Consider the following 25,187-nt stretch of genomic DNA (forward strand, 5'->3'; position numbering starts at 1 on the left):
GGAGTGTGCCTTGATCGTCATCATCGGTTCCATCAATCTCGACCTGATCGCAACCGTTCACCGTCTGCCCAAGCCGGGCGAGACGGTGCCTGGCGACACGTTCGTCACCGCACCGGGCGGCAAGGGGGCAAACCAGGCGCTGGCCGCCAGACGTGCCGGCGCGCATACCCGCATTGTCGGCGCCGTGGGCAACGATCCGTTTGCCGGCGAGGCACTGGAGCTTCTGAAAGCGGCGGGCGTCGATCTCTCTGCCGTACATCAGGCCGAAAGCGCCACGGGCACGGCGCATATCCTTGTTGACCGCGGGGGCGAAAACACCATTGCCGTGGTGCCGGGCGCCAATGCCGACGTTCTGCCGGGGCATGTGGCGCAGACAGCGCTCGCAGCCGGAAACCACGTGCTCCTGCAACTCGAAATTCCCATCGAGACGGTGGCCGCCGCGATAGAGGCTGCGCGTAAGGCCGAAGCAGTTTCCATTCTCAACACGGCGCCCTATCGGTCAGAGGCGACGGACCTCCTCGCAGGGGCCGATTATGTTGTCGCCAACGAGACCGAGTTCGATCTTTACGCCGATGCGCTCGGACTTGACGGCGAGGATCGCCGCGCGCGCATGAAGGCGTTTGCCGCGAAAACAGGCCGCACCGTCATTGTGACGCTGGGTGGCGAGGGCGCGTGGGCTGCGACGCCTGACAACTTCGTCACCTGCCCTTCGATGAAGATCGCCCCCGTCGATACTGTCGGTGCGGGTGACACTTTCTGCGGCTATCTGGCTGCAGCGCTGTCCGGGGGGCTGGGCCTTGAAACCGCACTGCGGCAGGCAACGGTGGCCGGAGCGCTTGCCTGCCTGAAGCCGGGCGCGCAGCCGGCCATCCCGCTACGCAAGGATGTCGACGCGGCACTCGCATAAGTGTGCTCTTCATCGGCGGCGCGGTTTATAACCGCGCGAGCCGTTCTGTCAGAAGCTTGAAGAAGCCGTCAGCGTCGATGTCGCGCATTACGAGGGCGTTCTTCGACCGTTCAGTCACCTGCCACCAGTCGATCACCGTCATGCCCATGGTGAGCTCGGAGCCCGTCTCCACCGTGACATTGCAGTTTCGGCCCCTGAAGAGGTCGGGCTGGAGCAGATAGGCGATCACGCAGGGATCGTGCAGTGGGCCGCCGTCGGTGCCGTATTTTTCCTCGTCGAAACGCTCGAAAAATTCCAGCAGCTCGGCACAGGCGTCCCCGACCTTCGTTCCCAGATCGCGAATGGCTGCAATGCGGCTGCGGGTGGTGAGCGCCTTGTGCGTGACATCGAGCGGCATCATGACCACGGGAGCGCCGGAGCGCAGCACCACATCGGCAGCATGCGGATCGACATAGATGTTGAATTCGGCAGCAGGCGTGACGTTGCCGCCCTCGAAGAAACCGCCCCCCATCAGCACGATTTCGCGGATGCGGGAGGCGATGCGCGGCTCTCGGTTGAGCGCGAGTGCGATGTTGGTGAGCGGGCCGAGGGGGCACAGGGTGATTTCGCCCTCTTCATGCGCCATCAGGGTCTCAATGATGAAATCGACCGCATGCTGTTCCTGCAGGGGCATTTCAGGTTCGGGCAGGTCCGGGCCATCGAGCCCGGTGCGGCCGTGAACATGTTCAGCGGTGATCAGATCGCGGACCAGCGGGCGGATTGCGCCCGCGAAGACCTTCGTCCCGGGTTTGCCGGCCAGTTCGCAGATTTTGCGTGCATTCTTCTCGGTTAAGGCCAGCGGAACGTTGCCGGCAACGGCGGTGATGCCAAGCACATCCAGCTCCGGACTGCCCAGCGCCAGTAATATGGCCAGCGCATCGTCCTGGCCGGGATCCGTGTCAATAATAATCTTGCGCGCTGCCGCCATGCAGTTGCTCCAGAATGCTTGAAACGCGGGTTTTGAGCGACCATATCAGTTGAGAAGAGGAAAATGCCAACCGGGTTTTTCTCTATCCACGTCGCTCTTTGAGGACTGTTTAAATGGCGCGTATGACTCCTTTTTCGAATCCGCTTCTACTTGGGTTCGACAGTATGGAAAAAACGCTCGAGCGCATTGCGAAATCGGGCGATGGCTACCCGCCTTACAATATCGAGCGCATCCGCGCGGAGAACGAACAGGGCGTGACGCTGCGCATAACGCTGGCCGTGGCAGGTTTCAGCGCTGATGATCTGGATGTCACGACGGAAGAGAACCAGCTCATTATTCGTGGCCGGCAGGCCGATGAAGGCGAGCGTGAGTATCTGCACCGCGGCATCGCCGCGCGCCAGTTCCAGCGCATGTTCGTGCTGGCGGAAGGGATGCGGGTTCTGAATGCCGAACTGAAAAACGGCCTTCTTTCCATCGATCTCGACCGCCCCGAACCGGAACGGCTGGTACAAAAAATAAACATTTCCGTGAAAGACTGACATACTGGTCTTATTCGGGAGGAAACCGGACGGGCTGACCCGTTTCGGAACCTTGGGCTCTTCAGCGGGTTGGTTTCATAGGGAAACGCCTGCGCTAAGGAGGCTTGCATGACCGAACATGAGCACAAATTCGCGATTACCCAGCAGCAGCTTGCCCATATCGGCGAAGGCGCAGTGGCTTACATGCGCGAAATGGACGCCGAGGATCTGCAGGGCAAGTTCCCCGGCATGCCGGACTTGAAGCCAGGCACACGGTTATGGGCGCTTTTCGGGGCCGATGGACAGCCGATCCTGCTGGCCGATGCACGCGACGCAGCGCTCGCAGGCGCGATGCAGAACGATCTGGAAACCGTCAGCCTCCACTGAGGCAGGGGCATTGAACAAGAGTTTCAGGGTGCGTGGGTGACCGCGCGCCCTGACGCATATCTGACCCCGGAGCGTTTCCGGGTCTTGACAGCAGAGCCGATCTTCCAGGCAATGGCAGCCGCGCCTTTCGCGCACCAGGATTGGAGGGGAGGCCATGCCGGCCAGCAAAACCAGATTTCCACTGATCGACGTTTGGGGCAGACCGGAGGAACGGGGCCGGCAGATAGGCGCTGCCTTCGGCGAGCGGATTGACCGTACGCTTTCCCTTTACAGGGCGTATTTCGCGCGGCCCGACGAAGAACTGCTTCGGGTGGCTGCTCATTTTCGCGGCGTTATCGGCGCGTTCGATCCCCACTACGCGGCTGAAATCGAAGGGATCGCCGAGGACGCCGAGGTCGATCCGTTATGGGTCTACGCGCTCAATGCGCGCAGCGAGTTGCTTGCGGCCCTTTCGGCCTCTGAATGCACGGTGGTGCAATACACCGGAACGCCTTTTGCGGGTCAAAACTGGGACTGGTCCGAAAAGCTTGAGGATCTGGTCGTTCTGATCCGTTCCGAGGATGAGCGGGGCAGGCGTTTCCTGACCATGACAGAGCCCGGCATCCTGGCAAAGGTCGGACTCAACGATGCGGGTTTCTGCGTGTGTCTCAATTTTCTGCCCACGCCGAAACCGACAAATGGCCTGCCCTCGCACGTGCTCCTGCGCGCCCTTCTGGACGCGGGATCCTGGGCAGAAGTGGAAGAAGCGCTTGAGCGTGCCGGCACCGGCCGGTCGCTGAACCTGCTGGTCGCAGGTGCGGACGGGCGCGGTATCAACATCGAATATGAGGGTGATGCCGCGCGGCGCATGGAGGCAGGGGGCACTGCCACGACCCACACCAACCACTACCTGACCTGCGATGCGCCTGTGGATCCCGAATTGCTGGAAAATTCGACAGCACGGCTCGACCGCATCCGCGCCCTGACGGTTCCCGGTTCGCCGACGGACCTTGCACGGCTCAAATCGGTTCTTTCCGATCAGGAGCACTCCGAGCACGCGATCCTGGCACCCTACAGGGACAGCGAAGGGTTCCTTGGCCGCAAGGGCACGGTCTGCACGATTGCGATGGATCTTGCCGAACGGCGCATGCATATCCGTCGCGGCAACGATCCGGCCAATCCGTTTCACCAGATACCGGTCGTCGAAAAGGAAACGGCCCTCTCCATGTGAGAAGGCCGTCCACGAAGAGGACCGATGGTCCTGCCGCCAAAAGCGCTGAACGTTCAGGCGGCGTTGGAAGCCGGTGTCTGCGACAGGAAGCTGTGAATGGCGGCCGCGTCCTTGGTGCCGCGAATCTTGGCCGTGTTGTCGGCATCGCGCAAAACGCGTGCGATGCGCGACAGCGCCTTGAGGTGATCGGCACCGGCCCCTTCGGGCGCAAGAAGCAGGAAAACGAGATCGACGGGCTGGTCGTCGATGGCCTCGAAATCGACCGGGGTCTCCAGGCGTGCGAACACGCCGGTGATACGGTCGATGCCGGGCAGTTTGCCGTGCGGAATGGCGACACCATTGCCGACGCCGGTGGAGCCCAGGCGTTCTCTCTGCAGAATGGTATCGAAGACTTCGCGTTCCGGCAGGCCGGTCACTGCGGCGGCCTTTTCGGCCAGAAGCTGCAGGAGCTGCTTCTTCGAATTGGCCTTCAGGGCGGGGATCACGGCCTTCTGGTCGATCAGATCGCTCAGATCCATGTCTATGCATCCTCTGCTTTGTCTGTTCGCCGGTCATGCTGCATGACCGGCGCTGAGGCTGGCACGGAACCTATGCGCTTGCCACTGCCGACGGATCGATCCAGCCGATGTTTCCATCGGCGCGGCGGTAGACAATGTTCACTTCGTTGTTTCCGGCATTGCGGAACACGAAGACGGGATTGTCCTTGGTGTCGAGCTCGATGACGGCGGAGGCGACAGACATGGTCTGCAGAGCCATCTTCGATTCGGCGACCACGGTGGGCGCGTAATCTTCCGGGACCTCTTCTTCATCTTCGGCCACCGGCGCCATGACGCGATACGCAATGTCCATCGGATCGACAGTCTGGCCGTTGTTGTGGGACTTCAGCCGGCGCTTGTAGCGGCGCAAACGCTTTTCGATGCGCTCGGCGGCAGCATCGAAAGCGGATTGCGGCTCCTGCGCCTGGCCAGTGCCCTGCAACACCATGCCCGTGTCGAGATGGATCATACAATCGGCGGCAAAACGAGAACCCGACTTTTCAACCGTCACGCGACCGGCAAACCCACCATCGAAATACTTGTCGACGGCTTCGCCGATCCGCTCCTCAATACGCGAGCGAAACGCTTCGCCGATGTCCATATGCTTTCCGGAAATACGTAAGCTCATCTGAAAACAGACCTTTCCTGATCAGACACCGAACGAATCGAGTTTATACGTGTGGCTTGCATGTACAAGGTGCCGCGGCGGATTGTGATGTAAGTCGGCCGCGTATCCCTTCTTCGGTTGCTGGCACTGCGGACAAAAGTCGAAGGCTCTCAAGGCCTGGTAGTCCATGCGGGCGGGCTTCTAGTGGCTTCCGTCGCCCTTGTCAATTCAACCGCAGGCGCAATCAGGCGCGCGTGCCTGCAGCCGACAGCATCTTCTTCTCGCGGCGGCGCTGTACTGAAGAGGGAATATTGAGCGCTTCCCGGTACTTGGCCACGGTGCGGCGGGCGATATCGATGCCCTCTTCGCGCAGCATATCCACAAGGGTGTCGTCGGAAAGCACGGCTGATGGTTCCTCGGCATCGATGAGGGCGCGAAGGCGATCGCGCACGGATTCCGAGGAGTGCGCGTCGCCGCCCGACGCGGAGCCGAGCGCCGATGTGAAGAAATACCGCAGCTCGAAGGTTCCGCGCGGGGTCATCATGTATTTGTTGACGGTCACGCGGCTGACGGTCGATTCATGCATCCCGATGGCTTCTGCCACGGTGCGCAGATTGAGCGGCCGCAGATGGCTGACGCCATGAACCAGAAATGCGTCCTGCTGGCGCACGATCTCGGATGCAACCTTGAGGATGGTCTTTGCCCGCTGGTCGAGGCTGCGGGCGAGCCAGTTGGCGCTTTGCAGGCATTCGCTCAGGAACTGGCGCTCCCCTTCGCGGGCCTGGCTGGAAACCTGTGCGTAGTATGGCTCGTTGACGAGAACGCGGGGCAGGGTCTCGGGATTGAGTTCCACCGCCCAGCTCCCGTCGCTTGCCGCCCTGACGACGATGTCGGGCACGACCGGGTCTGCGGTGCCGCCCGAGAATGCCATGCCGGGCTTGGGATCGAGCGCGCGAATTTCCGACAGCATGTCTGCGAGGTCTTCCGCATCGACGCCGCACAGGCGGCCAAGCGTACGGAAGTCACGTTTGGCCAGAAGCTCCAGGTTCTCCACCATCGCCTTCATCGCCGGATCGTAGCGATCCTGTGCCATCAGCTGGAGGGCGAGGCACTCGGCCAGATCGCGCGCAAAGATGCCGGGCGGATCGAAGGTCTGGCAGGTGGAGAGCGCGGCATTGACGGCTTCGCGGGTCGCGCCGACGCGCTGCGCAAGTTCTTCGGTGCCTAGGCTGAGATAGCCCGCCTCGTCCAGACCATCGGCGAGTTCATGGGCGATGAGCAACTGCGCCGGATCGGTGAAGGCCAGGGCAATCTGGCCGTTGACGTGGTCGCGCAGGGTTGGGGTGGCGGCCGTTGTGCTTTCCAGGTCGAAGGCCGTCCCGCTGCCGCTCTGAAGCCCGTTGCCGCCCGCCGATTTCCACTGCGCCGAAAGATCGGCGCTGATGCGCTCCTGCGTGCCCGGATCGTCAGGAAACAGGTTTTCGAGCGAGGAATCGAGCTTGTCCGATATGGATTCGGCTGTGTTTTCGCGCGGCTCCGGCTCATTTTGCCAGGTTTCGGCGCGTTCCTCGGCATTGTCTTCGCCGCGTTCCAGCAACGGATTGCGCTCGATCTCGGCATCGAGGAAGTGCTCAAGCTCCAGATGCGTCATCTGCAGCAGCTTGATCGACTGCAGCAGTTGCGGCGTCATGACGAGCGATTGCGTCTGACGCAGATGGAGTTTTGGCGCAAGCACCATCACATGAGCCCCGATTGCGCCCGGCAGGGGTGCCGGGAGAAAACCGGATTCAATTGGCCCGACTTTTGCTTGTCAAGCTGAAAGAGGCAGATGGCTAAAGGGTGAAACCTTCGCCGAGATAAAGACGGCGCACATCGGCATTGCCGACAATGTCGTTGGGACGTCCGTGCGTGAGCACCTGGCCGGCATGAATGATATAGGCCCGGTCGATCAATCCCAGCGTCTCGCGCACATTGTGATCGGTGATCAGAACGCCAATGCCGCGCGCGGTGAGATGGCGCACGAGCTGCTGAATATCGGTCACGGCGATGGGGTCGATGCCGGCGAACGGCTCGTCGAGCAGCATGAAGTTGGGTCGGCTGGCGAGCGCGCGGGCGATTTCCAGCCTTCGCCGTTCGCCACCCGAAAGCGCAACCGAGGGCGATTTGCGCAGATGGCCGATGTTGAATTCCTCAAGCAGCGCATCGAGGTTTTTGTCGCGTTCCTTGCGGCTTGGCTCGACCACTTCGAGGATGGCGCGGATGTTCTGCTCGACCGTCAGGCCGCGGAAGATTGAAGCTTCCTGCGGCAGGTAGCCGATGCCGAGCCGCGCGCGGCGATACATGGGCATTCCGGTCACGTCGTGCCCGTCGATGTGGATCGTGCCCTGATCCACGGGAACGAGACCCGTGACCATGTAGAAGCAGGTGGTCTTGCCGGCGCCGTTGGGACCGAGCAGGCCCACGGCCTCGCCCGCGCGCACACCGATGGAAACCCCGCTGACGACCTGGCGGCCCTTGTAAGCCTTGGTCAGGCCGCGCGCGATGAGCGTGCCCTTGTAATTGGGCAGCTTGCCGCTCGCCGGATTCTCTGCGGCGGGCTCTTTCGCCGCCCGCTTCTTACGCAACTTGGAAATCAACGCGGATTACTGCCTGTTCTGGGAGCCGGGGGTGAGGAGCATCTTCACGCGGCCGCCCGAACTGCCGCCCTTGCAGCCATCGAGCTTTGCCTGACCATTCTTCATCTGCACGGTGAGACGGCAGCCGACGATGACGTTCTCGCCCTCCGAGAGGACAACCTCCTTGCCGGACAGGACGAGCACCTCGGTCGCCATGTCGAACGTGGCGCTGTCGCCGGTGGCGACCTGGTTCTCAGATTTCACGTAGACATTGCCGTCCACTTCGAGCCGGTCGATATTCGCGCTTCCGGTGGCGGCCGAACCGCCATCCTTCAGATAGTAGACCTTCATGCGCCCGGCCTTGAGCAGGGTTGGCCCCTGCACGACGGAGACATTGCCGGAGAAGACCGCGACATTCTCGCTCTCGCGCACCTCGAGGCGTTCGCTCTCGATCTGGATGGGCTTGTCGCCGGAAAGCTGGAGGCCCGTCAGGCGGCTCTGGGAATCCTGCGCAAAAGCGGCAGAAGACAATCCCGCCAGAAGGAGCACGCCAGAGGCGAGCCTTGAAAAGCTTCCGATGCGCATTGTGTTCCTCTCCATTGCCTGGCCATCGCGCCGGTGACCGTGGTTCAGTTTCCCGTTGCCGACGCTGTTTCGCGAAGCCGCGACGGGTCGATTGTAACGCGAACGCGTTTATCGAATACAAACACTTTACCGCCGTCTTCCGCCGCGAAGGAATCGGCTGCAATCTTCGTTCCGTCAAGCTCGATTTCCACGGGCTTGGAGGAGGTGAGGTTGCTTTTTTCGATGTCGATTTCGGCGGAATCGAGGGTCGCAACAATGCCGGAAGTGGTGCGTAGCGAAATCTTGCTGGTGATGTCCAGACGGTTGTTGCCGCGATCGTAGATGCCGTCGCTTGCCTGGATCGTGGCGAAATTGTCGGCGTCGACCGGCACATGGGCGCGAATGCCCTCAAGCTCGATGACATCCTCGCCGCCCAGCTTCTGACGCGCGCGCTCGGCGGTCATCTTGTAAGGGCGATCGTCATTGGTGAAACCGTTCAGCTCCGGGCTGGACATGACCAGCGAACCGCCCTCGATCGACGCGCTCGCCAGATCTATGGCGCCGCGCGTGCCCGAGAAGATGTAGGAATATCCGGCAAACACGACGGTGATGACAAGCGCCGCCGCGGGGAGGACGCGTTTGAGAAGTCGCACGCGCTGCGAATGGCGTGATGCCTGCTCAAAGGCTTCCACACCGCGTTCGCTGCTGCGGATTGCCTCGCCGCGCCCGCTCTTCGCCGTACCGGCGCCGCTGTTGACAGGATTGCTCATCATATTTTTCCGCGTGTTCCGCAGCCGGTTACTCAAGTCGGTCACTCGGCCGCCTGGGCGTGGCCCTTCCCGGATACAGCCAGCATCGTTCCGATTGGGAACGTACCATCCGTATGTCGGCGGAACACCGTCGCCGACCCCTCTCTAGATCTCCGTGCGTCCATCCAGACGCGCAAAGGACGATCTAAACAATTGATGGAGCATCGGAATAATCCAAAAACCGGATTCCACTTTTCGGTCCGATGCTCTAGCCAATACTGCGTGGCCGGAAAACTCCAAGTCCTAAACTTGCCCCTTGCTTCTCACTTTCACCCCAATATGGCTATTTTTGGATTAACGACAATGATTTAAGCGCAATTTTTCCAGCTTTTGTGCCCATGATGCGAGCTTGTTGCGGAATCTTGCACAAAGGCGGTGGCTCCGAACTGGCCTTTGCACTAAAAGGCGCTTGATTTGGACCGAATTTTCCGGTGAAAGCGAGGCTGTCATGTCCATTCGAGCGGATGAACTCATCGACCGTCGGCGATTGCGGCGCAAGCTGACATTCTGGCGGATCGTGGCCTTTGCCGTCATCGTGCTGGCGATCGCGTTCGCGACACGGCAGATCATGGGAAGCGCGGTGGACGTTTCCGCGAACCATATCGCGCAGGTCAAGATTTCCGGCACGATCTTCGAAGATGACGAACTGCTCGAGCGGCTCGAGCGTATCCGTGAAGCCCCATCGGTGAAAGGCGTGATCCTGACGATCGACTCGCCCGGCGGCACCACAGCCGGGGGCGAGGCGATCTACGAAGAGGTGCGTCGCCTGGCCAGCGAAAAGCCGGTGACGGCTCAGGTGGGCACGCTTGCAGCCTCGGCCGGTTACATGATCGCCAGCGCCACCGATCACATCGTCGCGCGGCAGTCCTCCATCGTTGGTTCCATCGGCGTCCTGTTCCAGTATCCCGACGTCAGCGGGCTGATGGACAAGCTTGGCGTGAAGCTGGAAGAGATCAAATCCTCGCCGCTCAAGGCAGAGCCTTCGCCGTTCAAGCCGACCAGCGACGAGGCGCGCGCCATGATCCGCGCCATGATCCTCGACAGCTATGACTGGTTCGTCGACCTCGTGACTGAACGCCGTCCGCTTTCGCGCGACGAGGTCCTGAAGCTCGCCGACGGTTCGGTCTTCACCGGTCGTCAGGCGCTCGAGAACAAGCTGGTGGACGGGCTTGGCGGTGAGCGTGAAGCAAAGGAATGGCTGGTCTCCAAGGGGCTCAGCGACGATCTCGACGTGGTCGAATGGAAGAAGCGCGAAACGGCGAGCAGCCTTTTTCTGCCCGAGATCGCCTCGCGTTTTCTGGGCGTGCCGCAAGGCGGTGCCGACGTCCTGCGTGAGCTTGGCGCCGACCGCATCTTCCTTGACGGTCTGCTATCGGTCTGGCAACCTGAAATGAAAAGGTTGACTGACTAAAAAAGCAAACAAAATCATCTTTGTGTCAGAGACAACCGGCGACAAACAGGGCAACTCAGCGGCGGAAAAGAACCCATGATCAAATCAGAGCTCGTGCAGACGATTGCCAATCGCAATCCGCATCTCTATCTGCGTGACGTGGAAAACATCGTCAACGCGATCTTCGAGGAAATTTCCGACGCGCTCGCGGAAGGAAACCGCGTGGAATTAAGGGGTTTCGGCGCGTTTTCGGTAAAAAACCGCCCGGCCCGCACGGGGCGCAATCCACGCACCGGCGAGTCCGTTGAGGTAGAAGAAAAGTGGGTTCCCTTCTTCAAGACCGGCAAGGAACTGCGCGAACGCCTGAACGCAGAGAAGGACCGGTAAGTCTTCCCTGAAGCGTCTTCCAGATTAACAGTGGGTTGAAATGGCCAACCGCATCATTCTCGTACTTGTTCTCGTGCCGTTGGCAGTGATCATCATTGCGCTGGCCGTAGCCAACCGCGCCCTGGTTCCCTTCACGATCGACCCGTTCAACCCAGGCAATCCCGCCCTCACCGTTCACTGGCCGCTGTTCGCCTATCTTTTTGCCTCCGTGGCACTCGGAATGGTGGTGGGCAGCCTCGCCACCTGGTTCCGCCAGGGTCGCTACCGCCGCGACGCGCGGGAACGCAGGAAAGAGGTCGACAAGCTGCGTCAGGCTCCGGCGGCTGCCGCCAGCAATGCGCCGCAGATCAAACATTCCCCTTCCTGAAACCTGCCGGGCAGGCGCGAACTTCGCTGACGCTTTGTTGCCTGCGGGGCGCGGCTGTGGCAGAAGCGCGGGCATAGTTGCCCAGTGTCGGAGACCCGATTGAAGCCTGCGCGCGCCAAACGCCGGAACGATGACCGGCGCAGCCCGAAGAAACAGACAGCTCCGCGTGAAAAGCCGCAGCGCCAGCCCGAGCCGAGCGCGCGCCCCGCGCCGCCGCGGCGCAGCGGTGCCCTGCCGGACGAGCGCCTGCCCGTCATTCTCGAAGTGCTGCCGAATGATGATTATGCGCTGCTCGATTCCGGCGGCGGGCAGAAGCTTGAGCAATATGGCCCCTACCGCATCGTGCGGCCGGAGGGGCAGGCGATCTGGCAACCCGCTCTTGGCCCGGCTGAGTGGAACAGGGCGGATGCCATCTTTACCGGCGATACGGACGAAGAAGGTATGGGCCGCTGGCGCTTCCCCAGGGAGCCGCTCGGCGAGACATGGCCAATGCGCCATGACGGGATCGACTATCTTGGACGGTTCACCTCGTTTCGCCATGTAGGCGTGTTTCCGGAACAGGCGACCCACTGGTCCCATATGGAAACGCTGGTGCGCGAGGCGCGCCGCCCGGTGAAGGTGCTGAACCTGTTCGGCTATACGGGGCTTGCCTCGCTGGTTGCAGCCCGGGCCGGTGCGGAAGTGACCCATGTGGATGCGTCGAAAAAGGCGATCGGCTGGGCGCGCGAGAACCAGGAAATGGCTGGCCTTGGCGACAGGCCGATCCGCTGGATCTGTGAGGACGCGGTGAAGTTTGCCGAGCGCGAGGCGCGGCGCGGCAATGCCTATGACATCGTTCTGTTCGACCCGCCCGCTTATGGGCGCGGACCCAAGGGCGAGGTGTGGCAGCTGTTCGAGGATCTGCCCTATCTGGCCGACCTCTGCCGCTCGATCCTGACACCCAAACCGCTGGCAGTGGTGCTGACGGCCTATTCCATCCGCGCTTCCTTCTTCGCCATCCACGCCCTGATGCGCGACACATTTGCCGGCGATGGTGGCCGGGTGGAATCGGGTGAACTGATCATTCGCGAGAAGTCGGCAGGCCGCGCCCTGTCCACCTCGCTGTTTTCGCGCTGGGTGGCATCATGAGCGGACATGACAACGAGAGGCGCAGGCCGGGTCAGGTGAAGGAAGTCACCAGCCTCACCAATCCGATCATCAAGGACATTCGCGCGCTGGCGCAGAAGAAGTATCGCGACCGCGAACACGCCTTCATCGCCGAGGGACAGAAGCTGGTGATCGACGCGTTCGATGCCGGCTGGACGATCCGCACGCTTCTCTATGCCAAAGCGGGGCGCGGCAATGAGGCGGTGGAGCGGCTGGCCGCGCGCACCGTGGCATCCGGCGGTCTTGTTCTCATCGTCAGCGAAAAGGTGCTGTCGACCATCACCAAACGTGACAATCCGCAGATGGTTGTCGGTGTTTTCGAGCAGAAGACAATGAGGCTTGAAACCGTAAAACCCGCCGATGGCGAGGTCTGGGTGGCGCTCGACCGGGTTCGCGATCCCGGCAATCTGGGCACCGTTCTGCGCACCGTGGACGCCGTGGGCGCAAAGGGTGTCATCCTCGTGGGCGACTGCACCGACCCGTTTTCCTTCGAGACGGTCCGGGCCACGATGGGCTCCATTTTCGCCGTGCCCATCGTGCGGACGGGCGAAGAAGCGTTCCTCGCCTGGCGGAAAGGTTTTGCCGGCCGGGTTGTGGGCACGCATCTGAAGGGCTCGGTCGACTATCGCACCGTCGATTACAGAAAGGGTCCGGTCCTGCTCCTGATGGGCAATGAGCAGCAGGGCCTGCCGGACCGGCTAGCCGAAAGCTGCGACACGCTCGTGCGCATTCCGCAGGCAGGGCGAGCGGATTCGCTCAATCTCGCCGTGGCAACGGGCGTGATGCTTTATGAAATCCGGCGTGCGGCGCTGCCGCTTGAAGAAAGAGCCGACGCATGAGCGCGCGGGCCATCGGGTTCTACGCGCTGCTGATCGTGCTCTTCACGGTCGCAGATCAGGTGGTGAAGGAAGTGGTTGAGACCATGATGCCGCTGCATGAGCGGATCGAGCTTCTGCCGTTCCTCTCGCTTCTGCATTCACGCAACACCGGCATTGCCTTCTCCATGTTTTCCGGCATGAGCGACATGGCACTCAGCCTCGTGATGGCAGGCGTGATTCTGTTCATCGGGTATCTCGCATTGCGCACGGGGTCTGCCCAAAAATGGGCACGGCTCGGCTTCGCGCTCATTCTGGGTGGGGCATTCGGCAATCTCATCGACCGGCTCACCAACGGTTTCGTCACCGACTACATCTATTTCCACACGCCGGTCTGGTCGTTTGCGATCTTCAATCTGGCCGATGTGTTCATCACTGTCGGCGCGGGACTTGTCATCCTCGACGAGTTTCTTGACTGGCGGCGCGGCCGCACGGGCGGCGAGACGCGCGCGGATTGACCTCGCGTCCGCCGCGCCGCAAAGTCTGCGATCATCGATGACCGTAACCAGCCGGAGTGAGTGATGGCGGACACGTTTCAAGCGGTTCTGATTTCGCGCGACGAGGACAAGAAGCAGTCCGTCGAATGGACGGAGCTTTCCGAAGACGATCTGATGGAGGGCGACGTTACAGTTGCCGTGGAGGCGACCACCGTCAACTACAAGGACGGGCTCGCCATCACCGGAAAGGCGCCCGTGGTGCGACGCTTTCCCCTCGTGCCGGGCATCGATTTCGCCGGCACGGTTGTGAAATCCTCCCATGACGGCTGGAAAGAGGGCGATAAGGTCATTCTCAATGGCTGGGGCGTGGGCGAGACGCATTACGGCGCCTATGCCGGGCGCGCGCGGGTGAATGGCGACTGGCTGGTGCCGCTGCCCGATGGCATGAGCGCGAAGGACGCGATGGCTGTGGGCACTGCTGGCTATACGGCCATGCTGTGCGTTATGGCGCTGGAGCGTCACGGCATCACCCCGGAGCGTGGGCCGGTGGTGGTGACGGGCGCTGCCGGCGGTGTCGGCTCTGTCGCCATCGCGCTTCTGGCCGGGCAGGGGCATCACGTGATCGCCTCCACCGGGCGAGCATCCGAAGCCGACTACCTGAAGGAGCTGGGCGCATCAGAAATCATCGACCGGGAGGAGCTTTCCGGTCCCGCCCGTCCCCTCGGCAAGGAGCGCTGGGCAGGTGGCATTGATGCGGTGGGCAGCCACACGCTCGCCAATGTGCTTTCCATGACCTCCTATGGCGGCGCGGTGGCGGCCTGCGGGTTGGCGCAGGGCATGGACCTGCCGGCCAGTGTCGCGCCGTTCATCCTGCGCGGCGTCTCGCTATTGGGCGTTGATTCCGTCATGGCGCCGAAGGAGCTGCGCATGGAGGCCTGGCAGCGCATTGCCAAAGAACTCGACCACAAAAAACTTGGCGCCATCGCAAGCGTCGTGCCGTTCAGCGACGTGATTTCGGCTGCAACGGACATCATCGAGGGCAGGGTGCGCGGACGCGTGGTTGTGGAGATGCCCAGTTAAGCCATTCGCTAAAATTCGAACGGCCAGCCAAAAGCTTCCGTAATGCCCGCCGCCTATTGTCTGCGCCATGACAATGGCGGGGAAAAACAAAGGCGACCCGAAGCCGGCAAGGACGCTCCCCCCGGAGCGGCAGCCGCGCAAGAGGATCCGCATCAGGCCACCGGCGCTGGCGCCGGTGCGGCTTCCCGTGCCGACGCATCATGGCGAATTGGCCATCGGCCTGGCGATTCTGCTGATTGCGGGGCTGAGTCATCTGACCGGTGCCTCACCGCTCATCAGCATGGCGCTCCTGGCACTGGGTGGCGTTGCGCTGGCGCTCGCCCTTCGGGCGTCCATGGTGGATCGACGCATGGCATCGGTTCTGGCCGAATCCGAAGCGGTCAATCGCGGCGAGCTCGAAGAACTGGCCGACCGCATGTGGGAGCTGCGCGAAAGCGAGGAGCGCTTTCACGGGCTGGTGGATGCGCTGGGTGACCTGATTGTCCACCGAGACCGCAGCGGCCGCATCGTCTATGTGAACCGCGTGTTTGCAGACCTTCTGGGCCGCGACCCTTCCACCCTGGTGGGCCGCACGCTGAGCCAGCTCGGCATCGATATCGGCCTCGTGCCCGATGCCGCCTTCACCGATGGCGAATGCCTGAGCTCCACCGATGTGGCGATCCACACGCGTGGCGGGGTGCGCTGGTATTCATGGATCGAGCACTCGGTGCGCGACGACAGCGCGGATTCGGTGTCGCACCGGGCCATTGCGCGCGACATCACCGCCCGCAAGCGGGCCGAGACGGCGCTGATCAACGCGCGCGAACGCGCCGAACAGGCAAGCCGCGCGAAATCGAGCTTCCTCGCCACGGTGAGCCATGAAATCCGCACGCCGATGAACGGCATTATGGGCATGGCGACACTTCTGGCCGACACGGAACTGACGCCCGAGCAGCGCACCTATGTGGGCGCGGTATCCACTTCTGCGAGCGCGCTTGTGGCGCTGATCGAGGACCTGCTCGACTATTCCAAGATCGAGGCGGGGCGGCTGGAACTGGAGCCCCAGGCGCTCCCGGTGAACGAGCTCGTGGAGAACGTGGTCGAACTGCTGTCTGCCCGCGCCTTTGCGAAGAACATCGGCCTTGGCTGCTACATCGCGCCGGATGTGCCCGAAACCATCACGGCGGATCCGGGCCGCCTGCGCCAGGTGCTGATCAACCTGCTCGGCAATGCGCTGAAATTCACCGACGAGGGCGGGGTGACGGTCGCGGTTTCGCGCGCGGAGAAGAATGGTGCGCCGGCGCTGCGGATTGCCGTTTCCGATTCCGGCCCCGGGCTCGAAAAGGACGATATCAGTCGCATCTTCAAGGACTTCGAACAGGTGGACGGCAGCTCCACCCGCCGCCATGGCGGCGCGGGGCTCGGCCTTGCCATCACCAAGCGCATTGTCGACGCGATGAATGGCTCGATCAGCGTGGCGAGCACGCCGGGCGAGGGCTCGGAATTTGCCGTGCTCCTGCCGCTGGGCGCGGAGGCGGAAGAGGCGGGCCGCGTCGAACCCGTGCTTGAAGGGATCAACGCCGTCATTCTCTCGCCCTTCGCACAGGAGGCCGAGACCATCGCCATGACCGTGCGTGTCCATGGCGGGCGCGCGGCCATCGCCGCCACTGCGGAGGATGCGGCAAGGCTCGCCGAGGAGAGCGGCCGGCCGTTCAACACGGTGCTGGTCGACGCCTCGCTCGAAAGCGACGATGGCGCGCTGATCACCCGTCTGCACAAGCTCGGCGTGGGCGGAGATCGTGCGCTGACGCTGATCACGCCTTCCGAGCGCGGGCGGCTTCCCGCGTTTCGCGCCAGCGGCTATGGCGCCTTTCTCGCGCGACCCGTGCGTGGCAGGACGCTTCTGCGCCAGCTTTTGGGCAGCAAGGGCGAGGCCATCTGGCCGGCTGCCGAAGCGCTCGGCCGCACGCATGATGCCGGGACCATGGGCCGGCGCGCGGGCGGGCTCAACATTCTGGTCGCCGAGGACAACGAGATCAACGCCATGCTGGCGCGCGCCACACTGTCTCGCGCGGGGCATCGGGTCACGCTCGTCTCCAACGGGCGCGAGGCGGTGGAGGCGGTGAGCGCGCCGGGCACACGCTTCGATGCGGTGCTGATGGACCTGCACATGCCGGTGATGGACGGGCTCGACGCCATCAACGCCATCCGCCGGCACGAGGAGGAAACCGGGCTGGCGCCACTGCCCATCCTCGTTCTCACCGCCGACGGGCAGGAGGAGACGCGCAGCGGCGTGCTTGCCCATGGCGCCAATGGCTTTGTCACCAAGCCGCTCGACCCTGACGAACTTCTGGCCGCGCTGGAGCTGCAGGTCACGGCCTGAAAACAGGGTGGGGGACAGACCCAGGTGCGGAATGAGCGGTTCGATTGGGCGGGTTGCGAATGCCGCTTCTCCGTGCCTTCACCCTCATCCTGCGCTTCCTGAGCCTGTCGAAGGGCGAAGGGCGGGGTGAAGGCATGCACGACCCTCGCCACCGCCGCTGCACTCCATGCCGCCCTCGCCCTTCGACACGCTCAGGATGAGGGCTGTGTGTGTCTTCCCCTTCCAAGCACCGCGTCATCCCGGGCTTGACCCGGGACCCATTGAGAAGCGAGGCCGGGTGTCGCAGAAGGTGCTGCCGGTGAAGCAGGGGCGATGCCCGGATCGCACACCCGCTTGCCGCTCACCCCCTGTGACGGTAGTGTCATAGTTCTGTCGCAAGCGACCACTATTTCAGCGTCAACGCCAAGCGGAGGAGAATCAGCAATGCAGGGCATCACGCTGAACCGGGCCCCTCTCGATGACCAGGCCGCAAGGCCGCCGCTCGCCGGCGATGCCGGGGATGCGCTTCTGGGCCGCATCGGCTCGCTCGAAGTGCGCCTTGCGCGCAGCGAGGAGGAGATTGCCGCGGCCCAGAGCATTCGCTACCGGGTTTTCTACAATGAGATGGGCGCGAAAGCGCCGCTCGGCGCGCTGAATGCCGACCGCGACGCGGATGCATTCGATGCCGTGTGCGACCACCTTCTGGTGTTCGACACCGCGCTTCCGGGCGAGGATGTGGACCGCATTGTCGGCACCTACCGGCTCCTGACGCCGGAGGGCGCGCGCCGGGCCGGAAAATTCTATTCCGCAGACGAATTCGCCATCGAGACGCTGATGGCCCGCCATCAGGGCCGCCGCTTTCTGGAGCTTGGCCGCTCCTGCGTTCTGCCGCCCTACCGCACCAAGCGCACAATCGAGCTTCTGTGGCAGGGCATCTGGGCCTATTGCCGCAAGAAGCGCATCGACGTGATGATGGGCTGCGCCTCCTTCCCCGGCGTCGTGCCGGCCGCCCATGCGGAAGCGCTCTCCTTCCTCGGGCATTTCTGCCAGGTGGAGGCCGAGTGGCATGTGCGCGCCGTCGCCAGCCGCTATGCCCCGCTCGACCTGATGCCGAAGGAAGCGATCCAGACCCGCTCGGCGCTTGCCGCCATGCCGCCCCTCGTCAAAGGCTATCTGCGCCTCGGCGCCCGCTTTGGCGATGGCTGCGTGATCGACCATGATTTCGGCACCACGGATGTGTTCGTCGTGCTGCCGGTGGAGGCGATCTCGGATCGGTATATTAATTACTACGGGGCTGAAGCGCAGCGTTTTGCGGCTTGAGGTTGCGAGTTTCTCAGTTCGTTTTGTTCCGTCTTCCGCCTGCTGCGTTCGCAGCATTTGTGTCTCTGCGCTGCTACAATTGGTGGCCAGAATCATGTGGGAGACCAAAGCGTGGCGGAAAAATTCACCGTACTCATCGATGAAAGTGGTGAGCCTGGTATCAAGAGAATCCGTTCCGAAACATCAGGCGGTGCTTCTCCGTATATGACTTTAGGTGCTGTTCTTATTAAGGAATCATCTCGAAATCATATTGAACAATTCTTGGTAGATCTTTGTGCTGAATTCAAGCGCGACAATCTTCATTGCGCGAGTTTGAATCATAATCAAATAGTCAAGTTTGCAAAAACTGTGTCGAATCTTGAATTGACGTTATTTGGTGTAATCTCCAGGAAGGAAACGTTGCGGGATTACAAGTATTCAATATCGAATGATAGTGGAAAGTGCTATAATAAATGCTCTCAGTATCTTATGGAGCGCATTGGGTTTTTCGCAAGGATGCGCGGGATTTCGCCGGAAGATATAGATATAGTTTTTGAAGAGGCGAATTTAAACTATTCAAGAATGAGGGCTTTTCTCAAAGCGTGCCAAAGGAAGCCTTTGATAAAGTTCACAGAGAATTTGAGGTACATAAATATTGACAGGATATCCACGAAAAAGAAATCTGAAGAAAGCCTTCTTCAAATAGCCGATTTGGTAGCTCACGCGCTGTATAGATGTGTTGACAAGAGCAAGGGTAACTAAGGGATTTCTGAGATAAGATACCTTCGTGAATTGTCTGGAAAGTTTTTTGCAAGCCATAATACCAAGAAAGTTTGCGATTCCGGTCTGTATTGTGTTCATTCAGTGCGAGATCTGAATGTTGATGATGAGACCCGGGAATTCATTTCTGGTATGAGGAACGGTTGATCGATTCAGTTTATTGGAAGCCTGTTCAGGAGGACGTTTAACTTACTTAGGTGGCGCGCAGAAGCAGTTGGTCGCGCTATTGCGCGACCAACCGGATGGGTCCCCAAATCAAACCGCCGCATTATAAGCCGCAATCGCCGCCATGTTCACGATATCGGAATCCTTCGCGTTCAGCGAAACCACCTGAACAGACTTGTTCAGCCCCACCAGAAGCGGGCCGATGACGGTGGAGCCGCCCAGTTCCTGCAGCATCTTGGTGGAGATGGAGGCGGAGTGGAAGGCGGGCATGACCAGCACATTGGCCGGGCCCGACAGGCGGCAGAAGGGATATTGCTGCATCAGGCTCGGGTTCAGCGCCACATCGGCGGCCATCTCGCCATCATATTCGAAATCGACCCGGCGCTTGTCGAGGATCTTCACCGCCTCCTGCACACGCTCGGAGCGTTCGCCCGGCGGGTGGCCGAAGGTGGAATAGGCGAGCATCGCCACGCGCGGTTCATAGCCCATGCGGCGGGCCTGTCCGGCGGCCTCCTCGGCAATGTCGGCCAGCTCCTCGGAATTGGGCATGTCGTGCACCGCCGTATCGGCCACGAGCACGGTGCGCCCGCGGCACAACGCCAGCGTGACGCCGATGACCCGGTGGCCGGGGCGCGCGTCGATCACGCGGCGCACATCGTCGAGCACGGTGGAATAGTTGCGCGTCACGCCGCTCACCATCGCATCCGCATCGCCCAGCGCCACCATGGTGGCGGCGAAATGGTTGCGGTCGTTGTTGATCAGGCGCTGCGCGTCGCGGAAGAGATAGCCCTTCCGCTGCAGGCGCTCATAGAGGTAGTCGGCATAGATGCTGTTGCGGCGCGAAAGCCGCGCATTGATGATCTCGATGCCGGATTTGGAAAGATCGACGCCCGCCTGCCGCGCCGTCTCGCGGATCTGCTCTTCCCGGCCGAGCAGGATGGCGGTGCCGAGCTTCTGGTTCACATAGGAGGCGGCAGCGCGCATCACCTGTTCTTCCTCGCCCTCGGCAAAGACCACGCGCTTGGGCTGGCGGCGCACCCGGTCGTAGATGCGCTGCAGCGTCGAGGCGAGCGGATCGCGGCGGGCCGAAAGCTCGTTTTCGTATTTCTGCATGTCGAGGATGGGGCGGCGGGCAACGCCCGAATCCATCGCCGCCTTTGCAACAGCCACCGGCACGGCCGAGATGAGGCGCGGATCGAACGGCACGGGGATGATGTAGTTGGGGCCATATTTGGGGCGGTTGCCCTGATAGGCGGCGGCCACATCGTCCGGCACGTCCTTGCGGGCAAGCTCGGCCAGCGCCTCGGCGGCGGCCACCTTCATCGCGTCGTTGATGGTGGTCGCGCGCACATCGAGCGCACCACGGAAGATATAGGGGAAGCCGAGGACGTTGTTGACCTGGTTGGGATAGTCCGAGCGGCCTGTCGCCATGATGGCGTCGGTGCGGATTTCGGCCACTTCCTCCGGCGTGATCTCCGGGTCGGGATTGGCCATGGCGAAGATGATCGGGTTTTTCGCCATGGACTGCACCATGGCCGGCGTCAGCGCGCCCTTGGCCGAAAGGCCGAAAAACACATCCGCCCCTTCCAGCGCCTCGGCCAGCGTGCGCTTTTCGGTTTCGACGGCATGGGCGGATTTCCACTGGTTCATGCCTTCCTCGCGGCCCTTGTAGACCACGCCCTTCGTATCGCAGAGGAAGACGTTTTCCGGCGCGAGGCCAAGCGATTTGGCAAGCTCGATACAGGCAATGCCGGCAGCCCCCGCGCCATTGCAGACAAGCTTTGTCGTCTTGATGTCGCGGTCGGTGAGGTGCAGCGCGTTGATGAGGCCGGCAAGCGCGATGATCGCCGTGCCGTGCTGGTCGTCATGAAAGACGGGAATGTCCATCAGCTCGCGCAACTGGCTTTCGATGATGAAGCACTCGGGCGCCTTGATGTCTTCCAGATTGATGCCGCCGAAGGAGGGGCCGAGCAGCTTGACGCAGTTGACGAAGGCGTCGGCGTCTTCCGTGTCGACCTCGAGATCGATGGAATCGACATCGGCAAAGCGCTTGAAGAGGACGGACTTGCCCTCCATCACCGGCTTGGAGGCAAGCGCGCCGAGATTACCAAGGCCGAGGATCGCCGTGCCGTTGGAAATGACGGCCACCATATTGCCGCGCGTCGTGTAGTCGAAGGCGCGGCTCGGGTCTTCGGCAATGGCCTGAACGGGCACGGCCACGCCCGGAGAATAGGCGAGCGAAAGATCGCGCTGCGTTGCCATGGGCTTGGTGGGGGTGATTTCCAGCTTGCCGGGTCTGCCGGATGAGTGGAAGTCCAGCGCTTCCTGCGGGCTGACGGACGGTCCCTGACGTTCGGACTTTTTATCGTTGGGCATGTCGGCTTGTTTCCTCCGGGAGACGGGCTCTGGCTTATGCTTTCTGTGGAGTTTTGCCAGTGACGGGTGCATAAGGCTACACTTTTGCCCAGTAAATGGCCAAGCAGATTGAAGCTGTTGATTTGAAGCCAGTACAAAGCCAATGCAAAGGCTGGGGAGCCCTCCTTGAACGACGAAACGCCCATGCGCCACAAGGCAATGCAGGCCGCCGCCGGGGCGACGCCCATGATGGCACAATATATCGAGATCAAGACGGCCAATCCCGATTCGCTCCTGTTCTACCGCATGGGCGACTTCTACGAGCTGTTCTTCGAGGATGCGGAAATCGCCAGTCGAGCGCTGGGCATCACGCTCACCAAGCGCGGCAAGCACCAGGGCGACGACATTCCCATGTGTGGCGTGCCGGTGCATGCGGCAGACGATTATCTGCAGAAGCTGATCGGCCTTGGCCATCGCGTGGCCGTCTGCGAGCAGATGGAAGACCCTGCCGAGGCGAAGAAGCGCGGCTCGAAATCCGTGGTAAAGCGCGATGTGATCCGGCTGGTCACACCGGGCACCATCACCGAGGAAAAGCTGCTCGATCCCTCCGAGGCCAATTATTTGATGGCGCTTGGCCGGGTGAAGGGCGGGGATGAGAGCCTTGCGCTTGCCTGGATCGACATTTCCACCGGCGCGTTCCGCGTCGCGCCCACGCGCCCCGACCGGCTTCTGGCCGATGTGCTGCGCATCGACCCGCGCGAGCTGATCGTGCCCGAGGCCGTCTATTACGACGATGCCTTCCGGTCTGCCTTCGATGTTCTGGGACGGGTGGCCAATCCACAGCCGGCGAACCTGTTCGATTCCGCCTCCGCCGAAATGCGCCTGACGCGCTTTTATGGCGTGGCGACGCTGGAAGGCTTTGGCCGTTATTCCCGCGCCGAGCTTTCGGCCATTTCCGGTGCTGTCGCCTATGTGGAGAAGACCCAGAAGGCAGAGCGTCCGCCGCTTGGCCGCCCGGAACGCGACGATGAAGGCGCGAGCCTCTTCATCGACCCGGCGACCCGCGCCAATCTGGAGCTTGGCCGGACGCTTTCGGGCAGCCGCGATGGCAGCCTTGCCAAAGCCATCGACCGCACGGTGACGGGGGCGGGCAGCCGGCTTTTGTTCGAGCGGCTCATGTCACCGCTCACCGATCCGGAAGCGATTGGCGCGCGGCTCGATGCGGTCTCGTTCTTTCTTTCCGAGCCGGGCCTGCGCGAAGATGTGCGCCGGCTTCTGAAGGGCGTGCCGGACATTGCCCGCGCGCTCTCGCGCCTGGCGCTCAACCGTGGCGGCCCGCGCGATCTCGGCGCGCTCGCCTCCGGTTTCGAGGCGGCGCATGGCGTGGCGGCGCTGCTTCAGGGCAGGGACGCGCCTGCGGAGATCGCCGGAGCGCTTTCCGGCATAGCCGGTCTTCCCATGGAGTTTGCCGCCCATCTTGCGCGCGCGCTTTCTGATGAGCTTCCGCTATTAAAGCGCGACGGCGGGTTCATCCGCGCGGGCTACAATGACGAGCTCGACGAGATGCGCGCGCTGCGCGACCAGTCGCGCCGGGTGATCGCCGAGATGGAGCGGCAGCTTGTCGATGAAACCGGCGTCAAGTCGCTCAAGATCCGGCACAACAATGTGCTTGGCTATTACATTGAGGTCACGGCCAACAATGCCGGCGTGATGATCGGAACGGATGAGGCGAAGGCGCGCTTCATCCATCGCCAGACCATGGCCAACGCCATGCGCTTCACCACAACGGAACTGGCGGAACTGGAAACGAAAATCGCCAATGCCGCCGACCGGGCCCTGCAGATCGAGCTCGGCGTCTTCGATCAGCTGCTGTCGGAAGCCGTGTCCGCCGCCGACCGCATCCGCGCTGCCGCCGATGCGCTGGCGGTGCTCGATGTTTCGGCCGCCCTTGCCGAGCTTGCGGAAGCGGAAAACTATTGCCGCCCGCAGGTGGATGACAGTCTCGACTTTCACATCGAGGGTGGACGGCATCCCGTGGTGGAGCAGGCGCTGCGCAGGCAACTGGCCGAACCCTTCGTCGCCAATGACTGCGACCTGTCGCCGACAGGTGAGGAGCAGGCGGGCGCGATCTGGCTTCTGACCGGTCCGAACATGGGCGGTAAATCGACATTTTTGCGCCAGAACGCACTCATTGCCGTGATGGCGCAGATGGGCTCCTTCGTTCCGGCGTCCGTTGCGCGCATCGGCGTGGTGGATAGGCTCTTCAGCCGCGTCGGGGCGTCCGACGATCTGGCGCGCGGCCGCTCGACCTTCATGGTCGAGATGGTGGAGACCGCGGCGATCCTCAATCAGGCGGGGCCGCGTGCGCTGGTGATCCTCGATGAGATTGGCCGCGGCACGGCGACCTTCGATGGCCTCTCCATCGCCTGGGCGGCGGTTGAATATCTGCATGAACAAAACCGCTGCCGGGCGCTCTTCGCCACCCATTTCCACGAGATGACCGCGCTTTCGGAAAAACTCGGACGGCTGTCGAATGTCACCATGCGGGTGAAGGAATTCGAGGGCGATGTGGTGTTCCTGCACGAGGTGGGACGCGGCGCGGCCGACCGTTCCTACGGCGTGCAGGTGGCGCGGCTCGCCGGTCTGCCCCATGCGGTGGTGGAGCGCGCGCGCGAAGTGCTCCAGCAGCTCGAAGAGGGCGAGACCTCTGGCAAGGCGTCGAAACTGATCGACGATCTGCCGCTCTTCTCGGTGGCGGCGAAACAGGAAGCGAAAGCGTCGAAGACGCCGGATCGGATTGGCGAGGAACTGCTGGCGATCAACCCGGATGATCTGACACCGCGTGAAGCGCTGGAGGCGCTCTATCGGCTGAAGCAGCTTGCGGCTGAGAAATAGGCTGCGCGACGGCAGGCGGTCTGGCATGGGTCCTCGGGTCAAGCCCGAGGATGACGAAGAAACGGGCTGCGTGGAAGCTCGCTATGGCTGGGCTTGCCGATATTCTCCTGCTGAGGTGTTGTTGCCGGGTTGAACGGGAAAGGCTGTTCTGTGACCGGCTATGTCTACATGCTAGCGAGCCAGAAACGGGGAACGATCTATATCGGCGTTACCAACGATCTGGGACGGCGAATCGTAGAGCACAAGGAAGGTCGGATTCCCGGCTTCACCAGTCGATATGGAGTGACCCGGCTTGTCTGGTACGAAGAGCATTTTGATATGCGCGACGCCATCCAGCGGGAGAAGTCGCTGAAACGCTGGTCGCGTCAGTGGAAAATCGACTTGATCGAGAAAACCAAACCGGAGTGGAACGAACTTTTGCGTGGGTGGGGTTGGTCGTGATGCTTTGACGCTCCGGCATGGATCCTCGGGTCAAGCCCGAGGATGACGAGTGTGTTTTGACGCTTGTTCGCAACCGTATCCAGGCCGGACTGGAGATCACTCCCCCGTC

24 protein-coding genes are annotated in these 25,187 nt (G+C 62.1%); 16 read left to right on the top strand and 8 right to left on the bottom strand.

Features of this window, described 5'->3' with window-relative positions:
• Positions 1-10 precede the first annotated feature (10 nt).
• On the top strand, positions 11-907 hold the full coding sequence (locus AC07E3_RS02755; protein WP_478360231.1) for a ribokinase: 897 nt from the start codon (positions 11-13) through the stop codon (positions 905-907).
• 25 nt (positions 908-932) lie between these two features.
• Here AC07E3_RS02755 and AC07E3_RS02760 read toward each other — a convergent pair whose 3' ends face one another.
• Positions 933-1,874 (bottom strand): nucleoside hydrolase, encoded by a 942-nt coding sequence (locus AC07E3_RS02760; RefSeq protein WP_478360232.1) that lies wholly within the window; start codon positions 1,872-1,874, stop codon positions 933-935.
• A 113-nt stretch (positions 1,875-1,987) separates the two neighbouring features.
• Here AC07E3_RS02760 and AC07E3_RS02765 point away from each other — a divergent pair, with 113 nt between their 5' ends.
• The 3 genes from AC07E3_RS02765 (at position 1,988) to AC07E3_RS02775 (ending at position 3,989) form a co-directional block, all read left to right on the top strand.
• Positions 1,988-2,413 carry an Hsp20 family protein gene (locus AC07E3_RS02765; protein ID WP_478360233.1) on the top strand — a complete coding sequence of 142 codons (426 nt, stop codon included), beginning with the start codon at positions 1,988-1,990 and terminating at the stop codon, positions 2,411-2,413.
• Between the two features lie 108 nt (positions 2,414-2,521).
• Entirely contained in the window at positions 2,522-2,779 is a 258-nt protein-coding gene (locus AC07E3_RS02770) for a BQ00720 family protein (RefSeq protein WP_007008116.1), read from the top strand.
• A 154-nt stretch (positions 2,780-2,933) separates the two neighbouring features.
• Entirely contained in the window at positions 2,934-3,989 is a 1,056-nt protein-coding gene (locus tag AC07E3_RS02775; RefSeq protein ID WP_478360234.1) for a C45 family autoproteolytic acyltransferase/hydolase, read from the top strand.
• Positions 3,990-4,042: 53 nt separating this feature from the next.
• Here AC07E3_RS02775 and ptsN read toward each other — a convergent pair whose 3' ends face one another.
• The 6 genes from ptsN to lptC form a co-directional block, all read right to left on the bottom strand.
• Positions 4,043-4,507: a PTS IIA-like nitrogen regulatory protein PtsN gene (gene ptsN, locus AC07E3_RS02780; protein ID WP_007008118.1), complete on the bottom strand. Its 465-nt coding sequence runs from the start codon at positions 4,505-4,507 to the stop codon at positions 4,043-4,045.
• 70 nt (positions 4,508-4,577) lie between these two features.
• Positions 4,578-5,153 (bottom strand): ribosome hibernation-promoting factor, HPF/YfiA family, encoded by a 576-nt coding sequence (gene hpf, locus AC07E3_RS02785; protein WP_292898768.1) that lies wholly within the window; start codon positions 5,151-5,153, stop codon positions 4,578-4,580.
• A 223-nt stretch (positions 5,154-5,376) separates the two neighbouring features.
• Positions 5,377-6,870, bottom strand: a complete 1,494-nt coding sequence (rpoN, locus tag AC07E3_RS02790) for an RNA polymerase factor sigma-54 (RefSeq protein WP_478360235.1) — start codon at positions 6,868-6,870, stop codon at positions 5,377-5,379.
• A gap of 94 nt (positions 6,871-6,964) precedes the next feature.
• Positions 6,965-7,768, bottom strand: coding sequence for an LPS export ABC transporter ATP-binding protein (gene lptB / locus AC07E3_RS02795; RefSeq protein WP_007008121.1), 804 nt, complete (start codon positions 7,766-7,768; stop codon positions 6,965-6,967).
• Between the two features lie 6 nt (positions 7,769-7,774).
• Positions 7,775-8,332 (bottom strand): LptA/OstA family protein, encoded by a 558-nt coding sequence (locus AC07E3_RS02800; RefSeq protein ID WP_065817268.1) that lies wholly within the window; start codon positions 8,330-8,332, stop codon positions 7,775-7,777.
• Between the two features lie 44 nt (positions 8,333-8,376).
• Positions 8,377-9,081 (bottom strand): LPS export ABC transporter periplasmic protein LptC, encoded by a 705-nt coding sequence (lptC, locus tag AC07E3_RS02805; protein ID WP_478360236.1) that lies wholly within the window; start codon positions 9,079-9,081, stop codon positions 8,377-8,379.
• Positions 9,082-9,568: 487 nt separating this feature from the next.
• Between lptC and sppA the strand changes: the two genes are divergently transcribed.
• The 10 genes from sppA to AC07E3_RS02855 all read left to right on the top strand — a co-directional run bounded on the left by sppA (position 9,569) and on the right by AC07E3_RS02855 (position 19,204).
• Positions 9,569-10,531 (top strand): signal peptide peptidase SppA, encoded by a 963-nt coding sequence (sppA, locus tag AC07E3_RS02810; RefSeq protein WP_478360237.1) that lies wholly within the window; start codon positions 9,569-9,571, stop codon positions 10,529-10,531.
• Between the two features lie 75 nt (positions 10,532-10,606).
• Positions 10,607-10,897 (top strand): integration host factor subunit beta, encoded by a 291-nt coding sequence (locus tag AC07E3_RS02815; RefSeq protein WP_007008125.1) that lies wholly within the window; start codon positions 10,607-10,609, stop codon positions 10,895-10,897.
• Between the two features lie 40 nt (positions 10,898-10,937).
• Entirely contained in the window at positions 10,938-11,264 is a 327-nt protein-coding gene (locus AC07E3_RS02820; RefSeq protein ID WP_065817265.1) for a lipopolysaccharide assembly protein LapA domain-containing protein, read from the top strand.
• 99 nt (positions 11,265-11,363) lie between these two features.
• Complete coding sequence (locus AC07E3_RS02825) at positions 11,364-12,392, top strand: RsmD family RNA methyltransferase (RefSeq protein WP_478360238.1); 1,029 nt, start codon at positions 11,364-11,366, stop codon at positions 12,390-12,392.
• Complete coding sequence (locus tag AC07E3_RS02830; protein WP_336071898.1) at positions 12,389-13,249, top strand: TrmH family RNA methyltransferase; 861 nt, start codon at positions 12,389-12,391, stop codon at positions 13,247-13,249. The genes AC07E3_RS02825 and AC07E3_RS02830 overlap by 4 nt, the downstream gene beginning before the upstream one ends.
• Complete coding sequence (lspA, locus tag AC07E3_RS02835) at positions 13,246-13,743, top strand: signal peptidase II (RefSeq protein ID WP_478360239.1); 498 nt, start codon at positions 13,246-13,248, stop codon at positions 13,741-13,743. The genes AC07E3_RS02830 and lspA overlap by 4 nt, the downstream gene beginning before the upstream one ends.
• A 63-nt stretch (positions 13,744-13,806) precedes the next feature.
• Positions 13,807-14,802, top strand: a complete 996-nt coding sequence (gene acuI, locus AC07E3_RS02840; RefSeq protein WP_478360240.1) for an acrylyl-CoA reductase (NADPH) — start codon at positions 13,807-13,809, stop codon at positions 14,800-14,802.
• A gap of 73 nt (positions 14,803-14,875) precedes the next feature.
• Positions 14,876-17,164: a PAS domain-containing hybrid sensor histidine kinase/response regulator gene (locus AC07E3_RS02845; protein ID WP_478360241.1), complete on the top strand. Its 2,289-nt coding sequence runs from the start codon at positions 14,876-14,878 to the stop codon at positions 17,162-17,164.
• A 423-nt stretch (positions 17,165-17,587) separates the two neighbouring features.
• On the top strand, positions 17,588-18,463 hold the full coding sequence (gene olsB, locus AC07E3_RS02850) for a l-ornithine N(alpha)-acyltransferase (RefSeq protein WP_478360242.1): 876 nt from the start codon (positions 17,588-17,590) through the stop codon (positions 18,461-18,463).
• A gap of 111 nt (positions 18,464-18,574) precedes the next feature.
• Entirely contained in the window at positions 18,575-19,204 is a 630-nt protein-coding gene (locus AC07E3_RS02855) for a DUF3800 domain-containing protein (RefSeq protein WP_478360243.1), read from the top strand.
• 273 nt (positions 19,205-19,477) lie between these two features.
• Here AC07E3_RS02855 and AC07E3_RS02860 read toward each other — a convergent pair whose 3' ends face one another.
• The gene (locus AC07E3_RS02860; protein ID WP_478360244.1) at positions 19,478-21,763 is read right to left on the bottom strand and encodes an NADP-dependent malic enzyme; all 2,286 of its coding nucleotides are present in this window, start codon (positions 21,761-21,763) and stop codon (positions 19,478-19,480) included.
• Between the two features lie 225 nt (positions 21,764-21,988).
• On the opposite strand from AC07E3_RS02860, the gene mutS reads away from it, so the two are divergent.
• Positions 21,989-24,637, top strand: a complete 2,649-nt coding sequence (mutS, locus tag AC07E3_RS02865) for a DNA mismatch repair protein MutS (protein ID WP_478360270.1) — start codon at positions 21,989-21,991, stop codon at positions 24,635-24,637.
• Between the two features lie 150 nt (positions 24,638-24,787).
• Entirely contained in the window at positions 24,788-25,078 is a 291-nt protein-coding gene (locus tag AC07E3_RS02870) for a GIY-YIG nuclease family protein (protein WP_478360245.1), read from the top strand.
• Positions 25,079-25,187 lie beyond the last annotated feature (109 nt).

The organism is Nitratireductor lacus, from assembly GCF_056431025.1.

Coding starts and splice junctions, on each gene's coding strand:
- ptsN (WP_007008118.1), bottom strand. CDS start 4,507: ATGGATCTGAGCGATCTGATCGACCAGAAGGCCGTGATCCCCGCCCTG.
- AC07E3_RS02820 (WP_065817265.1), top strand. CDS start 10,938: ATGGCCAACCGCATCATTCTCGTACTTGTTCTCGTGCCGTTGGCAGTG.
- AC07E3_RS02765 (WP_478360233.1), top strand. CDS start 1,988: ATGGCGCGTATGACTCCTTTTTCGAATCCGCTTCTACTTGGGTTCGAC.
- AC07E3_RS02860 (WP_478360244.1), bottom strand. CDS start 21,763: ATGCCCAACGATAAAAAGTCCGAACGTCAGGGACCGTCCGTCAGCCCG.
- lptC (WP_478360236.1), bottom strand. CDS start 9,081: ATGAGCAATCCTGTCAACAGCGGCGCCGGTACGGCGAAGAGCGGGCGC.
- AC07E3_RS02775 (WP_478360234.1), top strand. CDS start 2,934: ATGCCGGCCAGCAAAACCAGATTTCCACTGATCGACGTTTGGGGCAGA.
- hpf (WP_292898768.1), bottom strand. CDS start 5,153: ATGAGCTTACGTATTTCCGGAAAGCATATGGACATCGGCGAAGCGTTT.
- olsB (WP_478360242.1), top strand. CDS start 17,588: ATGCAGGGCATCACGCTGAACCGGGCCCCTCTCGATGACCAGGCCGCA.
- sppA (WP_478360237.1), top strand. CDS start 9,569: ATGTCCATTCGAGCGGATGAACTCATCGACCGTCGGCGATTGCGGCGC.
- AC07E3_RS02830 (WP_336071898.1), top strand. CDS start 12,389: ATGAGCGGACATGACAACGAGAGGCGCAGGCCGGGTCAGGTGAAGGAA.
- AC07E3_RS02845 (WP_478360241.1), top strand. CDS start 14,876: ATGGCGGGGAAAAACAAAGGCGACCCGAAGCCGGCAAGGACGCTCCCC.
- AC07E3_RS02760 (WP_478360232.1), bottom strand. CDS start 1,874: ATGGCGGCAGCGCGCAAGATTATTATTGACACGGATCCCGGCCAGGAC.
- lspA (WP_478360239.1), top strand. CDS start 13,246: ATGAGCGCGCGGGCCATCGGGTTCTACGCGCTGCTGATCGTGCTCTTC.
- mutS (WP_478360270.1), top strand. CDS start 21,989: ATGATGGCACAATATATCGAGATCAAGACGGCCAATCCCGATTCGCTC.
- AC07E3_RS02770 (WP_007008116.1), top strand. CDS start 2,522: ATGACCGAACATGAGCACAAATTCGCGATTACCCAGCAGCAGCTTGCC.
- acuI (WP_478360240.1), top strand. CDS start 13,807: ATGGCGGACACGTTTCAAGCGGTTCTGATTTCGCGCGACGAGGACAAG.
- rpoN (WP_478360235.1), bottom strand. CDS start 6,870: ATGGTGCTTGCGCCAAAACTCCATCTGCGTCAGACGCAATCGCTCGTC.
- AC07E3_RS02800 (WP_065817268.1), bottom strand. CDS start 8,332: ATGCGCATCGGAAGCTTTTCAAGGCTCGCCTCTGGCGTGCTCCTTCTG.
- AC07E3_RS02815 (WP_007008125.1), top strand. CDS start 10,607: ATGATCAAATCAGAGCTCGTGCAGACGATTGCCAATCGCAATCCGCAT.